The 18,768-nt window shown below is 40.4% G+C and carries 13 protein-coding genes and 2 pseudogenes; 8 read left to right on the top strand and 7 right to left on the bottom strand.

The window, feature by feature from the left end; translation table 11 throughout:
• Window positions 1–80: 80 nt before the first annotated feature.
• The 3 genes from V7K89_RS03235 to V7K89_RS03225 all read right to left on the bottom strand — a co-directional run bounded on the left by V7K89_RS03235 (window position 81) and on the right by V7K89_RS03225 (window position 5,175).
• Complete coding sequence (locus tag V7K89_RS03235; RefSeq protein ID WP_335184305.1) at window positions 81–1,226, bottom strand: SpoIID/LytB domain-containing protein; 1,146 nt, start codon at window positions 1,224–1,226, stop codon at window positions 81–83.
• Between the two features lie 205 nt (window positions 1,227–1,431).
• Entirely contained in the window at window positions 1,432–3,624 is a 2,193-nt protein-coding gene (locus V7K89_RS03230) for a GumC family protein (RefSeq protein ID WP_335184304.1), read from the bottom strand.
• A 591-nt stretch (window positions 3,625–4,215) separates the two neighbouring features.
• Window positions 4,216–5,175: a ribonuclease Z gene (locus V7K89_RS03225; protein ID WP_335184303.1), complete on the bottom strand. Its 960-nt coding sequence runs from the start codon at window positions 5,173–5,175 to the stop codon at window positions 4,216–4,218.
• A 472-nt stretch (window positions 5,176–5,647) separates the two neighbouring features.
• Between V7K89_RS03225 and V7K89_RS03220 the strand changes: the two genes are divergently transcribed.
• The 3 genes from V7K89_RS03220 (at window position 5,648) to V7K89_RS03210 (ending at window position 9,000) form a co-directional block, all read left to right on the top strand.
• The gene (locus tag V7K89_RS03220; RefSeq protein ID WP_335184302.1) at window positions 5,648–5,911 is read left to right on the top strand and encodes a hypothetical protein; all 264 of its coding nucleotides are present in this window, start codon (window positions 5,648–5,650) and stop codon (window positions 5,909–5,911) included.
• A 309-nt stretch (window positions 5,912–6,220) separates the two neighbouring features.
• Window positions 6,221–8,563, top strand: coding sequence for a filamentous hemagglutinin N-terminal domain-containing protein (locus tag V7K89_RS03215; protein WP_335184301.1), 2,343 nt, complete (start codon window positions 6,221–6,223; stop codon window positions 8,561–8,563).
• Between the two features lie 131 nt (window positions 8,564–8,694).
• Entirely contained in the window at window positions 8,695–9,000 is a 306-nt protein-coding gene (locus V7K89_RS03210) for a hypothetical protein (RefSeq protein ID WP_335184300.1), read from the top strand.
• 307 nt (window positions 9,001–9,307) lie between these two features.
• Here the strand turns inward: V7K89_RS03210 and V7K89_RS03205 are convergent, their stop codons facing one another.
• A complete protein-coding gene (locus tag V7K89_RS03205) occupies window positions 9,308–10,339 on the bottom strand; it encodes a hypothetical protein (RefSeq protein WP_335184298.1) in 1,032 nt (343 codons plus the stop codon).
• A gap of 162 nt (window positions 10,340–10,501) precedes the next feature.
• Between V7K89_RS03205 and moaA the strand changes: the two genes are divergently transcribed.
• Together moaA and V7K89_RS03195 are read left to right on the top strand one after the other, a co-directional pair.
• Window positions 10,502–11,488, top strand: a complete 987-nt coding sequence (gene moaA / locus V7K89_RS03200; protein ID WP_335184297.1) for a GTP 3',8-cyclase MoaA — start codon at window positions 10,502–10,504, stop codon at window positions 11,486–11,488.
• Between the two features lie 426 nt (window positions 11,489–11,914).
• The gene (locus V7K89_RS03195; RefSeq protein ID WP_335184296.1) at window positions 11,915–12,175 is read left to right on the top strand and encodes a hypothetical protein; all 261 of its coding nucleotides are present in this window, start codon (window positions 11,915–11,917) and stop codon (window positions 12,173–12,175) included.
• A gap of 479 nt (window positions 12,176–12,654) precedes the next feature.
• Here V7K89_RS03195 and rpsD read toward each other — a convergent pair whose 3' ends face one another.
• A complete protein-coding gene (rpsD, locus tag V7K89_RS03190; protein WP_335184294.1) occupies window positions 12,655–13,263 on the bottom strand; it encodes a 30S ribosomal protein S4 in 609 nt (202 codons plus the stop codon).
• Window positions 13,264–13,724: 461 nt separating this feature from the next.
• Between rpsD and V7K89_RS03185 the strand changes: the two genes are divergently transcribed.
• Complete coding sequence (locus V7K89_RS03185) at window positions 13,725–14,396, top strand: hypothetical protein (protein WP_442941569.1); 672 nt, start codon at window positions 13,725–13,727, stop codon at window positions 14,394–14,396.
• 318 nt (window positions 14,397–14,714) lie between these two features.
• Window positions 14,715–14,882 (top strand): annotated as a pseudogene (locus V7K89_RS03180) (IS982 family transposase); the annotation flags it as partial.
• A gap of 36 nt (window positions 14,883–14,918) precedes the next feature.
• On the opposite strand, the pseudogene V7K89_RS03175 reads toward V7K89_RS03180, so the two are convergent.
• Window positions 14,919–15,335 (bottom strand): annotated as a pseudogene (locus tag V7K89_RS03175) (transposase); the annotation flags it as partial.
• Between the two features lie 1,123 nt (window positions 15,336–16,458).
• Here V7K89_RS03175 and V7K89_RS03170 point away from each other — a divergent pair.
• A complete protein-coding gene (locus V7K89_RS03170; protein ID WP_335184293.1) occupies window positions 16,459–16,887 on the top strand; it encodes a helix-turn-helix domain-containing protein in 429 nt (142 codons plus the stop codon).
• On the opposite strand, the gene hetR is transcribed toward V7K89_RS03170, so the two are convergent.
• Window positions 16,802–17,701 carry a heterocyst differentiation master regulator HetR gene (hetR, locus tag V7K89_RS03165; protein ID WP_289795126.1) on the bottom strand — a complete coding sequence of 300 codons (900 nt, stop codon included), beginning with the start codon at window positions 17,699–17,701 and terminating at the stop codon, window positions 16,802–16,804. The genes V7K89_RS03170 and hetR overlap by 86 nt on opposite strands.
• Window positions 17,702–18,768 lie beyond the last annotated feature (1,067 nt).

Genomic DNA, 18,768 nt, shown 5'->3' with positions numbered 1-18,768 from the left:
AGAGGGGCAGGGGGACAAGGGGGAATTATTGAACAAGTCTCTCCCTTGTCTGTTCTCTATGCCCAATGCCCAATCCCCAATTACTTCGCCTGAATCGGTGTTAGAGCTACACCTTGATAATAATGTCCCAAAATTTGCAGATGGTTTACTCCTTGCCGAGCCAAATTGTACGCCCCCCACTGACTCATGCCTAAAGCATGACCGTAGCCAAGTCCTTGCAGTACAAAACTACCATCGCCTCCTTTGGTGACGGTAAAGCGGGTACTTTTTAACTTGAGGGCTGTTCGCACTTGTTCGCCCTGTAGCACCTTCGTGCCCTTGTTGCCGACAATTTTTAAAACTTTAACACTGCCAAAAGGTGAGTATGTTTCTGGAATCATCGCCGTCACACTGCCCACCTCAATAAATTTAGCGCTAATTTCACTGGGTGAGAAGGTTTTCACCCAATTACACTCGCGGATATTTTGATCGTAGTCTTGAACAGCACGTAGATAAGGTTCGCTGCTTCCCCAAACATCTTCTACGTTTTCGGTGTGTCCCCCAGAACAAGCGTGGAAGACTGAGAGAATAATCCGGTTTTTGTAAGTTAGTACTTGCCCTAGAGTAGAATCCACTGCGGTGTAAGTAGCAGGAGATTCACTGATGACACCTTTATAGATTTGCCAGCGATCAGGCGTATTACCTAAATCGTAAACGGGATTATTTCGTTGTTTTTCCCGTTCGTAGAGGGCATAAGTGCGGGCTGCGATCGCTTGGGCTTTTAAAGCTTCTTGGGGCCAGCTAGCATCCATTTCGCCACCAAGAACGCTGTAGAGATATTCTTGATCGTCAACCCAATTAACAGCCGTTAAGCCTTTGTCTGTGGGGACAACTAGAGTTCTGCCCCGATACCAGCGATCGCCAATATAAACAAATCCTTTGCCAGTTGGCTCAATCCAAAATAAACCAGATTGCCACTTATCTAAAGCAATTCCGCCAGGAACGGCTTGAGCATAATATGCACTCATTGCTGGCAACTCTCCAAGAGTCCGGCCAGTACTATCCTTAACGATCCCAGTAGTGGAACTACCCACTTTTACCTGATTAACGCCCCTCTCAATTGCCACACGTAGGATTACAGATGCTTGGGCTGGGGCAACCAAAGCCATCCACAAAAAAACACTTACCCACCAATAACGTATTTTAATCTGAGAAAATAAAGAGCCTAAGTAAAGTTGGAATTTCATACCGATCATCTAATCACACTAGTATCTAATTAACGCTCTGGATTATGGCGTCTACTACTTTAAGATGAGACAGTTCTCCAACGCTGGAGGTTGCCACCTCCTACTTATTATGCATTTTGCTTTAAATATAAGGTAGAAATCAAAACTTGGGAAAGTGAATCGTCTAAATCTGACTGCTGTGAAAGAGAAACTTTTATTCTCCGATTTACGATGCCAATACCTTTTGAGAATTGCTCACTTCATTAGCGATAATTCCAATTAAATTCAACTTACTCAAAATTTCTGTTGCTTGAGTCAGTTCAGGTCGAGTTACTTTTCCCATACGCTCTACCATTACAATACCACTGCAAAAAGATGCCACAATCCTGGCATCAACCGTGCCTAAAATAGATGGAGCATCTATTAGTACTAGGTCATAACTTTGCTCAAACACCTCTATTAGTTCTTTCATCCGTTGAGAACTGAGCAACTTCACTGTATCTTCTGGTTCTGGGCCAGCAGTCAAAATATCAATGGAGGGGTGAATCGGCTGGATATAATCTTGAAAATCAGTAGTTGTCTCATCAATTAATAACAGAGATAGTCCCCAGTCATTGGATAGTTCCAGGATTTTATGCAAGCTAGGATTATGTAGGTTAGCATCAATTACTAATACCCGTCGATGCATCCGGGTAGCACTAGCTACAAGACCTAACACTAAGGTTGTCTTCCCTTCCCCTGATAGTGCTGAAGTAAACATCAGCGACTTGAACGGTAAAGGATATTTTAATATTTGAATATTTTGATAGATCATGTCCAAAGTTTCATGGACAGGCAATTTATTACTTGCTTCTATTACAGAATATTTTGAGCTTCTTTGACCATTCCAAGGCAGGGCAAGCCGCCGTTTTTTGACACTAATTGATGGTAATTTTGGTACCGATCCCAATACACGTATGTTTGTCAGTTTCTTTAAATCTCCGACACAATAAATAGCGTCATTAAACTTTTCTAAAATTAGGGCTACTAAGATACCTAAAATTGGCCCAATTACCGCTCCTCCAAGCAAGAGTAATAATCTGTTGTTACCTATATAAGTACCGGGAGAAGGTTCTGCCAAAACTTGCCAGTTATATCCTTCTTGAGCAATTTTTAGTCCTAATGACTGTTGTGCCTGGAGTAGTTGTTCAAGGTTTTTGCGACTACTTTGTACCTTTGGTAGCAGACGATTATACTCTGCTATTAAACTTGGGTATTTGTTTAGCTCAGAGCGTAGTTGCTGTTCTGACTCGATGAGATTCTTTTCATTAGCAGTCAGTCCTAAAACACTTGTCTGTACTAAAACAAACTCATCTACAAGCGTTGGATCAACTCCTAGCATTTGTCCTTTTGATAAAGGTTTATCTTTACTGCTGTTAGTAATAGTTTTAACCTCTTCTCGTAATAAGGAGAGTTGACTTTGGCGTTGCTGTTTTAATTTTTGTACCGATGGGTAATCATCTGTATAGCGCAGCCGCTCTTTAGCCAAAGCCAGTTCAGTTTTTTGAATTTCACTTAATAATGCTTGATAGCGGCTTGACTGATTTAATTGAGAAGAAATTAGTGTATTCTGCTGGGACGAAGACGCTATTAGTTGCTCTAGATTACTGTAGCGAGCATTTACATCTTGAAGGTTGGCACGAGTGGTTTGTAACTGTTGTTGAATATCGGCTAGAGATTCTAGCAGAATTTTACTTTGGACTTCGGGATCGAGTAATTTATGTTTTTTGCGAAACTGTTCTAAGTTTTTCTCAGCTTTACTCACCTCTTTTTTTATCTCAGGTAGGCGAGTGTTTACAAAAGCTAATCCCTGATTCAGACGTTCTTTTTGCTGCTGTTTGTTGTAGTTTTGATAGACTTTCTGTAGAGCTTGAAGTACTTTTTGTGCTTTTACTGGATCTTGAGCATTAAAAGAAACTTTAAATGTCTGATTAAAAACTTTATTTGTCCCTATACCTCCCGCTTCTGGAGTTACTTCTAAAAGTGCTTTTTTATTATGTTCTTTTTGACTATTGATATCTTGTAAGGTAATATCAGGATAATCAGAATGAAGTAAATCTACAGCTTTCTGAAGCAGCTTAGAACTCAGCATGAGTTTCATCTGAGTAGTGGAATCAACAATTTGAGAATTTGAATCATAAACTTGAGTATTTGACTGTGCCCCTTCAGATAAATTGGAATTCACCAATATCTGCATATTACTCTGGTAAGTAGGTTTAGCAATGACGGCCAAGAGGCTAGCAGCTGACATAACTACACAGGAAACCCCAAAGATCAAAAAGCGTCGGCGAAGCAAAATAGTAGATAGTTGTCTAATGTCAACTGCGCCTTGTGCTGAAGTAGTAACTTGTTGCTTTTGATTCAGACTAATCTTAGCCACTATTAAACTCCTCTAATATCGAAACACTATATTTATTTGGAAGATTTATGAGAAATATGAAATGATTTTTTACACTTAATAGCTACGATCGCATACTTTATTCTTCTTCCAACAATGACAAGCAAATTTGGCATAACATTATGCAAACTGGCGCTTTCATGTTCATCAATTCATCCATAGAAATTCTTAATCAGTGTTGAAAGGATAAATTTCTAATAAATATTTTATTTAAAGCAGAAAAATCTTGACAAAAAATTAATTATTCTTTCTAAGTATTTAAGTATAAAATTATATAATTTATAGCACTAGATGAATTTTGTGTTTTTTTTATAACTTACAAGATAAAATACACTGAGAAAAATATTTAAACCATAATATTTGTACATTATTGATATATCTAGTCAACCGTAAATTGTTGGTTAAATAGTTGACTTACCCGGAAAACTGAACTACTGTTTATTTGCTTGATATTATAATTGAGACTATTCAAATCTAAGATAGAGCCTGGTTAATTTTAGATTTTAGATTAGAAGCGTTTAATAGAAATCTAAAATCTAAAATCGTTCGACTGAGCGTAGCCGAAGTCCAAAATTAAACACCTACCTTGGTTAACTCCACTTCTCGCCGTCTGGGTACTTCATGAATCATAAAATCGTAAGCCATATCAGTACAGGGAAAAATAGCACGAGCTTCTTTGAGGAGATCCTTCAACTCCAAAGTATTTCCAGGGGCATAGCGGGGACTGAAATGACTCATAATTAGTCGATGCGCTCCAGCAGCTAAAGCTGTTTGCGCTGCCATTGTGGTTGTGGAATGCAACCGCTGGAAAGCCATATCTGCATCTTGATGGGCAAAAGTTGCTTCGTGAATTAATACATCAACATCACGAGCTAATTCCACTGCACCATCACAATAAATTGTGTCTGTACAATAGGCAATTTTTCGACCAATTTCTGTAGGGCCGCACAATTGGGTGCCATCAATCACTCGTCCGTCCGTAAGGGTAACAGTTTCACCGCGTTTGAGTTGACCGTAAACCCGACCAGGAGGAATTTGTAACGCCTTGGCTTTTTCCACATCAAAACGTCCGGCTCGGTCTTTTTCGGCTACGCGGTAGCCGAAAGCTGTAATCCGATGATGCAAATTACCGCAGCTAACAGTGAAGTCATCGTCTTCATAAATTATCCCTGGACGGATGGTGTGAACTTTGATTGGGTAAGAAAAGTGGGTGTAAGAATAACGTGAGGCGGATTGAATGTAATCATTTAATCCCGGTGGACCATAGATATCAATTCGTTGCACATTACCAGCCAAGCCGCAAGTAGCAAGAAGTCCCATCAAGCCAAAGATGTGGTCGCCGTGCATGTGGGTGATAAAAATTCGGGAGACTTGACTGATTTTCAGTTCACTCCGCATAATTTGATGCTGAGTACCTTCGCCACAGTCGAATAACCACAGTTCTGCCCTTTGGGGTAATCTCAGAGCGACACTGGAAACATTGCGCGATCGCGTGGGTACACCGGAACTCGTCCCTAAGAATGTTATCTGCACAGTGTTCTTTAGTCTTCCTATTGCTCAATTTGCAGCTCTATTTTCTATAGTGGCACGGTTAATGAGCAAAATATTTAAGATTTTGGAGATTGGGCATGGGGCATATAAGCGATCGCCTTAATAAAGCTTCTGGATTTATTTAAACCGTAAGCAGAGTGTGAGACTTGAGGAGATATCAATTACTCAATTTTCTTGAGTAATCAATGGTGAGTAGCCAGATTCATGAATGCTTTAAACAAATCTGGCAGAAATATATGAAGTTTTGTAACACAATACGTAATTATAACTAGTCAAGCTGAATTCATAATTATCAGAGTTCACAAGAGCGTTAGAAACCTAATGGTTTCGTATCACTCTAAACTCTGCATTCTTGATTCCTTCGTTGCCAAACTGTACTAATCAAACTCACGTTAATTTAGTACATCACAAAATAAGTTTACACATTTATCACTTTGCAAGGAGAGCAAAATTTATGAATTCTCAAACATTACAGCAGTTACAAGACGAAATTAAGAATGAATTAAGTCAGAGCCTAATGAATGCTAACTTCGAGACAGTGCTCGAAAAGTATGGTATATCAGGAGAAAAAGTTCTGAAACTTGAGTGCAGTATCGACTTAAGTCAAATACAAATAAAAAACACGGAAAACTCTAGTAATAAAAGTTTACTAATTCCAGGTAATCATATTGTGAAATTAGATTGCGACTGGTGTCCTTGTTGTGGTTGTTGTGAATAAGCCTTAAATTGATATGAATTTTGGTAAATAACAAAACACTTGTTACTGAGTTCGATCTAGCCCACTCAATATTTGGTAAAAATATTGTACTCATTGTATATTCTGTTTTCAATTACATTGGAACACAAATTTTTAGGAACACAAAATTATTGTGTTCCTATTATGTCTTGTTTACGAATAGAAAAGTTCTCAGTCTTGGTTAAAGAACAAAATGCAGATTACTTGTTTCAATGTATTCTAATTAATATTAAGTACAGGATCATCGTTATTGAGTAACCGATAGTTTTTTAGAGAAATGCAATATCAAGTATGATTAATATTTCGTTCTGGTTTCAATGGCTAAGATTTGCAATAATTGGTGCAATCAGTTTCTCGGCAAATAGTGCTATTGCTCAAGTCAGCCCGGATGGTACTCTACCTACTAATGTGAAAACACAAGGGAGTACCACAATTATTGAAGGTGGAATCCAAGCAGGAAGCAATTTGTTCCACAGTTTTAAAGAGTTTTCTGTACGTGATGGAGCCACGGCTGAGTTTAATAATGCTGATAGTGTTCAGAACATTATTAGCCGCGTAACGGGACCCTCTCTTTCTGATATTGAAGGCATCATTAAAGCCCAATACAAAGCTAACCTGTTTCTGATTAATCCTAATGGCATTGTTTTTGGGCCCAATGCTTCTTTACAAATCGGTGGTTCATTTGTAGCAAGTACGGCGAGTAGCCTGAACTTTGCTGATGGGATCAAGTTTAGTGCCACAGATCCTCAAACTACACCCCTACTGACAGTAAGTGTTCCCATTGGTTTACAATTCGGAGCAACTGCGTCTCCCATCCGTAATCAATCCCAAGCAAAGAATCCAGATGGCAAAACAACTAATATCTTCAACCAACCTGTTGGTTTACAAGTGAAGCCAGGTAAAACCTTGGCATTAGTGGGCGGTGAGATCACATTGGAGGGCGGAAATTTAACTGCAACTTCAGGACAAATAGAGCTAGGAAGTGTTGCTGGCAATAGTCTGGTCAGCTTGAAGCCAAAGGATCAAAGTTGGATATTGGGATATGAAGGTGTCCAGAATTTCCAGAACATTCGATTCATCCTGCGAAATTCTCAGATTCCATCTCAGGTAGATGCTAGCGGTGAGAGTGGTGGTAGTATCCAGCTATGGGGAAATTCCGTGGAACTAGTTGGTTCTCTTGTGCGCTTGATAAGTCAGACTAAAGGTAACACAAAAGGTGAAGACTTAAACATTACCGCCAGCAAGTTTATTGTTTCGGATGGCGCACAAGTGCTGACTTCTACTAGTGGCACGGGTAAAGGGGGAAATTTAAACGTAAACGCCTCCGAGTCTGTGGACTTGATTGGTAGTTCCATTACCCAACTGACTCCTCTTACTCTACCTAGTTCATTGGTAAGTGCAACTTTTGGCGAAGGAAATGCAGGTGACCTTACGATCACAACTAAAAGGTTGCGTATCCAGGATGGGGGCCTAATATCAGCAGAGTCTAGTGGAATCCGTCCTTCTCGTATAATGTATAAACCAGCCACAGGAAACGGAGGAAATATAACTGTCAGGGCTACTGAGTCACTAGAGATAACAAGAACTTCAACAAATCCCTCTTTGACCACCGGATTGGTAGCTTCGACTAAAGGTTCTGGATCTGCTGGAAATTTGGATATCACAACGGGGCAATTGATTGTTCGCAATGGGGCTATAACTGTAAGCAGTGAAGTTCGAGAAGGTGTAACATACGAAGTACCCGTTCCCGTTTTAGGAAAAGCAGGTGAACTGAATATAACCGCTCGCTCCATACTGTTGGACAACCAAGGAAAACTCACATCTAATAGTAAGTCAGGTGAAGGTGGTGATATTATTCTACAGGTGCGGGACTTATTACTGATGCGCCGTAATAGTCAAATATCCACTAATGGAGGGGGTGATAAAACTGGCGGTAATATCACCATCAAAGCACCTAATGGCTTCCTCGTCGCCACTCCCTTCGGAAACAACGATATCACCGCCAACGGCTTCTCTGGCTCTGGTGGTAAAATCACAATCACTGCTAAGAACCTCTTTGGTTTTGTGCCTCGCACAGGTGCAGACGTAGAAAGGCTTGATCCAACAGGCGAAACAAACCCGAAGAACCTGGAAACAAGTGATATCACCGCATTTTCTCAGCAAAACCCTTCATTAAATGGCACTGTACAAATTAACTCACCAGATGCTGACCCCAATAAAGGATTAGTAGAACTACCCGTAAATCTGGTTGATGCTTCGCAGCAAATTGTTGCTAGTTGTAGTTCTGGTGGAAAAATAGCCAGAAGTTCATTTATTACCACTGGACGTGGAGGACTAGTAGCCGATCCCACAGAGCCATTGATAGCTGATGATGCAGTGCTGGCAGATTGGATCACACTCAAGCCAGAGAGTCAGAATCGTGTTGGCGGTATTCAGAAAAGAGCCGTTGTTCAGGCAAAGCGAAACACAGAAGAAAAATCACAGAAAGTTAATTCTGTCAATGAACCTACTCAAATTGTAGAAGCCCAAGGCTGGGTAAGGGATGACAATGGAAGTGTAGTTCTGGTTGCTCAAGTACCCACTGAATCGCCCCATAATTCCTCGCTCACCACTACATCTTGCGCTGCTCATTAAAATTTGAGATATGGCGATATTTCTTTCGTAACTTTGCAGTCATGCGTGATGCCTACGGTTGGCTACGCCTACGCAATTGCTGCTCTTGTTGCGATCGCTCTGCTTTCCACAAATCATGATGCAATGAGATTATGAAGAATTCACAGGCTTCTGAATTCTGCAATAACTCAGATGATGACTTGCTTCCAGAGTATAACTTTGACTATCGCAAAGCCTTGCCCAACCGTTTTGCTAGTCAGCAAGAAAAAGCTCCTTTGACAGTTACTCTCAATGCTGATGTCGCTGAGATATTCAAAACATCAGAAGCTGTTAACAACGCTCTCCGTGCCTTACTCTCAGCAATTCCAAAAACTGAAAGGTATAGCAGGAGGCAGAAGACAGGAGGTAAAACATTATTATTCCTAACATCCAGGCTTTCAATATGTCCTAACCTTTGATTCGCTTGCTATAACCCTGTTCTGTCACTCTCCGAAAACTTTTACCATTTCTGAATTCTAAAGCTTTTGTATAGCAAGCGATTGCGCGATTATTTCTTAATAACAAATACAAGAGCAATTTTTTTCTAATAGTATAGCTTGTATTGATTGCCTCATAGGGCTTCTAGCAATCGCCCTTCCAGAAAGTGACAGAAGAAGGATAAATTGCGTACCCTGAAATAACAAATGAGTTCGCCAAAGTAACAAATGCGTTCGCCAAAGTAACAAATGTGTTCGCCGAAATAGCAAATGCGATATTGCCTATTCTCTAATTCGTCTCCTGAATTTGCAAACGGACAGTGTGTTCAGTCGCACCACTAAGTTGCAATTCCATGATTTCACCACCCAGAGGTTCCAAGCAAGTGAGGAGCGATCGCAAGTTGGGTGTACTTGCACCAGTATCTACATATAATCGATCAGCTAAATTACCGATCCGTTTCCAAGTCATGTAAAGTTTAGCGATCGTTTGTTCAATTTGCGATGCTTGATTTACCAAGTCAGCAGCAATGCTCAAACAGCCGACCCTTTGGGCTTCTTCTAAGGCTGTTTCAATGTCAACATCTTCCTGTGTTAGCGCCTGAACTTGAGCCGCCCCTTTAAGATATTTCGCCAAGTTACGCGCTTCGCTAGTTACCTGTTTTAGGGTATCCACATCAGGATTGGCAGCTATTTCCTTTTGGATAAACTTTTGATGCGATTCTGGCAGTTTTTCCATTTCCTTCACTAGTGGAGCGATGTAGCGCGGGGGAAGGGTGTTATCTGCTGCTTTTTCTTTGACTGCTTCGGGTAATAAATCTGAGGACATAGCTGTCCATTCATCATTGAGTTGACGCACTTCCCGCCTAGTGATGCGATCGCCTTTTTGGGCAGCTTCACTCACCATCTGTTGCACTTCTGGGACTGCTTTAGAGGTTTCGACAAATGCCCGTTTGCTGAAGTTGTTCACAGATCCGGGGTCAAGTTTACCGTCTTCAATCAGAGTATCAGCACTATTCGCCAATTGTATCCAGGAGTATGCTTGACTTTTGCTGATTTCCCGCTCTTTTAGCCATCGCAGAAAGCCAGTACCGCGTCCGTCACCACCCACTTTTTCTCTGTCGCGGCTCGCCCGTAAAATTCGCCCCCGCCAGATTTCTGTTTGCAAATCAAAGCGATCGCATACCTGCCAGGCTATTTCTAGCTGCTGTTGAAAATCTGACTCTAGAATCTGTTCATCTTCTGGATCGGGCAGTTCAAAGCTGATATCGGCTGGCTGTTGTAAGGCAGCAGCAAGGTCATTGATGGAGTCGGTGTCTTGCACGATTGATGACTAACTAGTGGATGCGATCGGCTTATTATGCCATAATCTGTGGACTCTCACTTAAGGGGGAGTACGGTATTTTGAGTTACAACAAAGATAGTAAGAAGGGGTAAACCACCTTTGTAAAGTCTTTAATTAATCAGAGACAATAAAAATAAAACGATGAACCAGGTAGACTACCTCCGCATTAGCTTAATTGATCGCTGCAATTTTCGTTGTCAGTACTGTATGCCAGAGGGAGTAGAACTGGATTATATTCTCAAGCAACAACTGTTAACTGATGAGGAATTGCTCACCTTAATTCAAGAGGTATTTATTCCAGTAGGCTTTAGCCGATTTCGGTTGACTGGGGGTGAACCCTTATTGCGTCCGCGTGTGGTGGATTTGGTAAGGGCGATCGCAACTTTACCCCAAACTCAAGACCTCTCAATGACCACTAACGGGTTTTTGCTGGCTCCGATGGCACAAAACCTCTACAATGCTGGTCTGCGACGAATTAATATTAGTCTTGACTCTCTCGATCCCGACATTTTTGAGCAAATTATTGGTAATCAGGGGCGTTCTCGTTGGCAACAAGTTTGGCATGGGATTCAAGCTGCCCATCAAGCCGGATTCGACCCCCTGAAGCTGAATGTAGTGGTGATTCCTGGCGTTAACGACCACGAAGTTTTAGATTTAGCTGCCCTGACAATCGATAAACAGTGGCACGTTCGATTTATTGAATTTATGCCCATTGGCAATGTGCATTTATTTGGCGATCGCGGTTGGGTATCATCAGCCGAGTTACGAGAGTCTATCCGCGATCGCTGGGGCTTGACAGAATCTCAAGTTCGTGGTGCTGGCCCTGCTGATGTCTTTCAAATTCCCGGTGCGAAGGGGACACTAGGATTTATTAGTCAGATGTCAGAATGTTTTTGCGATCGTTGTAACCGGATGCGCCTGAGTGCTGATGGTTGGCTGCGTCCGTGTTTATTGAATGAAACAGGTCAACTCGACTTGAAAACTGCTTTGCGTTCTGGCACTAGTACTGCTCAACTACAAGAGCAAGTGAGGCGTTTACTAGCAATCAAGCCAGAAATTAACTTTAAAGCACGCGATTCTGGTAATAAGGGTGTATACACCCGCACGATGTCGCAAATTGGCGGATAGTCATTGGTCATACTGAATCAAAGGCTAAAACTCTCTTCCTGTATGGGCTGTCAAATTATGGATTTGCTCAACTCGACAGGGAGAGGAACATGCCTGCGGCGGGCTTTTCTACCAGACGCTGCGCGTAGCTTGCTTCCACGAAGTGGTACGCCTACGCTAGGATTGATTGAGAATTGGTGAAAAAGGTTCTTGCTAAAAATTTGGACTTTGGACAAAAAAGGTAATAGCTTTTATTAAATCTCTTATTAAATCTCTGCCTACTGATGGTGTTATCGATCCATTGTCCCAAAATGATATTGTAGTGCAATAGAGTCAGCAAGCACTAGAAATAAAGAAATAATTTGAGCGATCGCTTTCAATATTCAAGAGGGTTCGATTGAGTTTTATCTTGATAAACAAACAGTTGTAGCAACTCCCGGGACATTCTTGCATTCTCCCAAAGCCCAACTCCATAGTTTTGAAAATATTGGTTCTATATCAGCCAAAATGCTGATTTTGGCTACTCTAGGTGGAATAGAAAAGTTTTTTGCACAAGTCGGAACTAAAGAAAATTTGTTAGTTCCACCGTTACCCATAACTCAAGAAGTAATTGACCGGATATTAGCAACTGCTCCTGAATATGGATTACAATTGTTCTTCCTGAAGCTGATAATTCTCCATAAAATTGTGGCTTTGATTCAATACTGAAAATTAATTGGATAGTTGGTAGGGCAAGAAGTAGAAATTCTTCAACTAATACGAGTGCATATTGCCAAGCACGGCGGCCAACCCCTTCTCTGCGAGACGCTATGCAAACAGGGAATTCAAAATTCAAAATTCAAAATTCTTATCTCCATAAATAAATTTAGGGGCTTGTATCATGAGTCTGTTTTGGTCAATATTGCCAGAAGTATGTATTTTTAAAAAAATTTAACTTCTTTGCACAAAATATAGAAGAGAAAGTACCAACACACAATTTATCCTGTGGTCAAAATGTGAAAGTAATAGATGGTTCTACAGTGATATCTTTACACTAAATAGCCAACCTCAAAGGAAAAATAAGGGGTGTGCTTAAACACAGACCCCTATACTAATTATTCTCAATTAAAAAGTGTGAGCAGAGGTTTCGTTTCTTCTGGTCACACTTTGGGACTTGGCCTTTGCAAATAACTAAGGACAAATGATTATTACGCTTGTCGTGAGTAGTATTCCACCACAAGTAGTTCGTTAACTTGTAGTGCCACCCATTCCCGTTCAATAACGCCGTTGACTTTACCAACCAACTTATTTTTGTCAAACTCCAAATGACTAGGGAGGTTTGCCAAACCAGGATATTGCAAGTTAGCTTCTACCAACTTCCGTGATTGTGCCCGATCCCTGACTGCAATTACTTCACCAGGACGGCATTGGTAGCTAGCAATATTTACCACACGACCGTTAACAGTTACGTGACCGTGATTTACCAGTTGACGAGCTGCTGGGATAGTCGGGGCTATACCCAAGCGGAAAACGGTATTATCCAAGCGCATTTCTAGCAATTGTAGCAGCACTTGTCCGGTAGAACCAGTAACACGTCTGGCTTTCCGCACATAGCGCAGCAATTGCTTTTCAGTCAAACCGTAGTTGAAGCGGAGCTTTTGCTTTTCCTCTAGACGGATAGCATATTCAGAGCGCTTCTTGCGATTTTGACCATGCTGCCCAGGTGGGTAAGCGCGTCTGGCACTTTTACGAGTTAATCCTGGTAAGTCGCCCAAGCGGCGGACAATTCTGAGGCGGGGCCCTCTATATCGGGACATGAGTTTCCTTAATCTAATCCTATTTAAACTTTACCCAAACATTCCATTTTGACATTCTACTGATGATAAATCAGCGGATTCTTGGTTTTTTGAAGGTACTTGCCTTGGTATGACGTATCCTACCAATGTAGAGGCATCTCCTTTACGCCAGTTGCTTTAAGTCGGTTGAGCCGACACACTAGCTTCCAAGCCTGAATTCCGACGTGCCCCGCCGTACTACTGCCAATAAGTTTTTTGTGTTTATTTAGTTTCGTAGGCTACTCAATTATCAAATTGGTTTACGCAGTATTCTTACTCTGAAATACTTTTTACGTTGCCTACTTATCTTTCAAACAGCTATATTAACACAATTTTCGACATAATTAATTATGTCTATACTTTACAACCTCTGAAATTCTTAGATTACAGAGGATTTTTAGGATATTTGAGTTAGCATAACTTTGGGTGTTTGGAGAATGGCAATGTCAATGAGCAAAAAAGTGGTTAGCAGAGTTAAGAACAAACAAGGCAGTTCCACCTTCAGGATTTTAACATTACCAGTTTTGGCTATAGCTGGATGTTTAACAATCTTGCCGAATGTGGCTGTTGCTGCCTCCTACAGGAATGATTATAGTGTCTGTGCTGGTCGCCTTTTGAGTGTGGGTGTAAAAGCAGAAGCGGTATCAGAAGGTTGTGCAGCAGCATTGCGTCCAAAAGATTTGGCTGCTTGCGTGGTGAAAATTGATAAGGAAACCCAAATTGCTGCAACGGATGCGCTTTCTTCTTGTGGGAAGGCTCGGCGTCCTGAAGAGTTAGCAACCTGTGTAGTTGGCGTCAGCCTAAGTACTAAGGAAGAAGCTAATCTGACAGTTTTAGATTATTGTGGACGCAGTTTGTTACCCGTACGCTTTGGCCAGTGTGTGGTTGGCTTGCGTAGTCAAATCGACTTTCCCACTACTCTAGCGCTAGATACTTGTATCAGTGCTGATGATAGTGTTATCGGTGCTTCATCTTCGTCTACACCGCCAACAATAATTCCTGCGGGTTCAAGTCCAAGTTTAGAGACTACCCCATTTCCAAACCAACCAGTTGTTCCAACCCAACCAGTTGTTCCAACCCAACCAGTTGTTCCAATCCAACCGGGCACTAATTAGATTACAGTGTTTTGTGTAATTGATTGAAAATACAGGTTGAATATAGAGTTGCTATTTGCCAACCTGATTCAGGGACTACCAAAAAATAAATTATCCGATTTTAAATTGTAGGTTGGGTTGAGCTGTTGCTCAACCCAACCTCATATATTACAATGCTTCAAGCTGACTAAGTAATTTCCGTTTGCTGACTATAAATAACGCAATGTGCAACTTATTGTTTCGTTACACAAGGCTGATGTATGAACGATTGAAAAGAAAATTCCCACAATCCTTATCTAGAGAGAGAAAATTGTCACCAGTGACTGAAATGAGGAAAAAATGTTTTCTATTGAAGAGTTTATCATTGCCGTATTTCGTTGTGTTGACGACTTGTTGATTGAAATCACACATACCTACCCGATCAAGAGACGAGGTTTTGCTCCAAGCTTAAGGGAAAGCGAAGTTTTAACAATGGAAATAGTGGCAGAGTTTTTGGGAATGGATGCAAGAAATTATTGATAAGGAAATAAAAAATCATTGGAGTTACAGCAGATTGCAGGTAAATGAGGTACAGTAACAGCAGTTTGTAAACCAGTTTTTTAAATGCTTGGGATTAATCAAATCGAGCGCAGTTGCAATTAAAATATCAACCATTTTTGCAGTGGTTGGAGAAAAGGAGCGTAAAAAAGCTTTTAATTGTGACCACCAGTGTTGAATGGGATTAAAATCAGGAGAATAGGGTGACTGGTAAAGAATACTTGCACCTACTCCTTGAATTAAAGGCTCGATTTCTTCCACTTTATGTGCCGGAACATTATCGATCACAACTACTGCACCAGACCAGAGTTTAGGAAGTAAGCATTTTTCCACAAATACTTTAAATGCGTTTCCATCCATTGAACCATTTAAAGTTATTACAGCCAAAACTTTTTCTAAGCTAATTGCTCCAATTACTGTTACCTTTGCTCCTCTATAAAATGTTTAAAATCATACATACTTCCATGCAGACTTCGGGCATGAGTTCTCCCTAACCCCAATAAAACTCCCATTTCATCGAGAAATACTAAGTTTTTTGGGTCGATTTTTTGGACTTTCTGCCAATACTTAGTTCTCAACTCTTGGACTCTTTCTGTTTTCGCTTGACTGCTACGTAACGTCTTTTTTTTACTGTAAGTTTTTGCTTTTGCAATGCACGACACATTCTGCTTGTGCTGATCCAATGATTGTGAGTTATACCCCAATGCTCACAGTATTCTGATCAAGTTGCATCTGGATATTGTTCAACCATTAAAGCTAGTTGAGTTTCATATCCATCTCACTCGCCCTTGATTGCTCCACCTTGTTTTCTCGGCTCTATATGACCTTGAGTTTTATTCATGGAGAGTAGTTTTTGTACAAAGCTTTTGGTGACACCAAATCTCATAGCTACTTTTCTGATAGAGGTGTCTACTTAAGAGTAAGCCATTACTATTTTTTCTCGCAAGTCGATGGAGTAAGCTTTCATTTTCAGATTTGATGAACTAATTGTTACTGTACCTCATTTACCTGCAATATGCTGTATATGCGAATTGAATATATAGCTCAAGGAAAATACAGAATTTATGGTTCAAGTTTTCAAGATTTAACGTTTAAACAAAGAGCATATTTTAACGCTATTACAGATGATATAAATTTAGTTGGAAATGAAAAATCAGTAAGACTTTATTATTCATATACAGCAAGATATGTTAATTAAGCTAAAGATATATTAGGAAGCGGCTGTCTCAATTTTTATGCTGAGGGTTCGTAGTTCGAGAAATTAACATACCAAGATGGAAAGAGATTTTATATAGTTGCTTAAAAAAATAAGCGATTAGTATTGCAGGTCGCTACATTTAACTCTCCAATGGCTAAAAGCTGAAATCTAATACCAAAATAGTTTCCCTAACCCAACACCTCACCAGTTTGGAAAAATGTCGTGAAATAGTAATTAGGCGACATTGAAGCAGAAGGGGTAGGGAGAGGAAGCAAATAGCACCAAAATAGCGATCGCCCTCACCCACTCTGACCAATATCGTCAAATGCCGCCACACTGTATGCAAGGATGACGGCAAGATTTGGCGGGAATCCGATGAACAAACAGGAAGCAGCAGATTTTCTTGGCGTGAGTGTCCGGGCGCTTGAGCGGTATGTACAACAGAGGCGAATCAGTGTTAAGTATGAAAAAGGTAAAACTCGCCTGACTGCCAACTTTGACTCTTCTGAACTGGAAGCATTCAAGGAAGAACTCAACCAACTGATCGTAAAACCTGCTTTTGAATCTCGTCAAATAACGACAGAGCAACAGCTATTGACAAATAAATTAGTGCATGAATCTGGCGAGGTTACGGAGTTTGGCGAGATTGGGGTTCATTTAGAATTTTGCACAGTTTGCACAGTTAATTGTACTAGTCTTCTCTTTCACCAAAAGCCGTCTGTAAAACCACTGCAATACCACCGTCTTGATGATATTTGTCTGCCCAGGCACGGATAACTTCATCTAATTCTTCCATAGCCTGATCCATTTTTTCTGGCAGTATGTCAAGTTCTTCCAGCAAGCGCATGGCGTTTCGTCGCCGTTCTGCCCAATTTTTCATCATGCGGAAATACCGAGCGGTATCTTCTACGGTGATGTGTGTACGTTCTTCATCGTCTGTTGGGGTATAAGAAAGACGGGTAAGCGCGTAGAAGGGCATTCCCCAAGGAGAATCAATCCGTGTTACTGTTCCTGAATAAAGCAGACGACGCTTGATATGCTCACCCAAAGCTTCACTCAAAGGCATTTGGTGTTCGGGTGGTAAGTCTTCTTGCGATCGCTTGTGTAAAAACTCGATCAAATCCAGAAACTCAAAGGAGCTAACTAACTGAGCATCAGGTAAATTACTGGGCAGTTTCTGCTCAATTTGTCTTTTTTCTTCACTTGTCAGACTCGTACCAGGAACGCGCGATCGCCCCGGTTGCCAAGGATATTTTTCTAGCCAGACATAAGGCAATTGAATCAAATAGCGAGGTTCTTGAGAACCCAGCATTTTTAACAGTTTGCCTTCTGTTAGTGCTTGCCTGACTTCTTCTACAATAATTTTTACTCGTTTCGGCTCCAGGTGGTGCAAATGTCCTGTCATCCGCAGGTTTTGTCCCTGCTCTAGATAGGTCATGTAAATTGCACACTTTGCTGCTGTTGCGGCTGCATCTAAAAATGCCCCATGCCTGTGCCCACTCGTCCGCATGGCACTAAAAGCCAGATAAAGCATGATCTGATCCATCGCACTGGGGTCAAGACGTTTGATCAGATCTATGTCGTTACTCATATTACAGACAATTGAATAGCACGTTTACACAATTTTTAATCGAGTGAAAATAGGTAGTATACACCTGGCTAAAGGCTGTCTTTACTTCAAACTATATTAGTATGCGATAAGGATGATATTAGTGGTAGCACAAACTACCATTTTCGCATATTTCCTGGTACAAAAGCAGAGTCGGTAGTTGTGACTATAACTGTCTCTACATCTAACCGGAAAATGAAAGACACCACCAAATTCAGCTTAACGGCCGTTTATGTCCCAACAGTCAACTATGCTGCAATTAATCTACAAAGCATTTCAGTTTTCTGGTTTTTTTCATCTTTCAAGAGTAATAACATCAAGCTGCTTACACACTCAGAGTAAAAACTAGTTTGCGTGGTTAATCTGGGATATCTGTTACTAGAAAAAGATGCTTTTTTCAGCTTTGGCGAATTATTTGTAGTGCACAAGTGACTAGAAATAATTGGGAATAGTCTCAAAACAAATCGCTTATCAGGTGTAGCTACATTTAGAGGTTGAGCTATACAGCTTGTTGTGAACTATCATTTTGTTCACAACCTCCTGTGATGTCTTTGCAGTATCAGCCGTTGGCTTGAGAAAAGATAGTAGACATCAAGTAGAGCAAATAATTCCAATTTCAAAATACCTATTTTTTTTCAAATATTGTTCATTATCTTATCACGACTTTTTAGATTTTAAATAAAATTATATACCTTTAATTTTATAAATTATAACTATTTAAATATTTTATATTCTACTTAAGTCAAGGTTTGATGATATTTTTAGATCTACTCTTAAATCCCAGTTTTATTTATGATTTTATTTTAATTTCTGGACACAAAAAGCCGCGATTAATTTCGACTAAATCGCGTATCTATAAGGCTTTGGCGCTCATACTAATAACTAAAAGATTATTTAATAGCCATACATATAATAAAACATCTTAGGTTCTATCCGATGATTATTTAGAGCTTTTTTTGCAATAAATTTATATTTATTTCATGAAAGAATTTTAAACTTTCATGATTTAACTAATTTATTGGCTACTTTCAAGTATGTTTTTACCTCGC

It is taken from the genome of Nostoc sp., from assembly GCF_036917515.1.
In the GTDB taxonomy this organism is placed as follows: domain Bacteria; phylum Cyanobacteriota; class Cyanobacteriia; order Cyanobacteriales; family Nostocaceae; genus Nostoc.
This window is presented reverse-complemented; position numbering and strand designations above follow the sequence as displayed.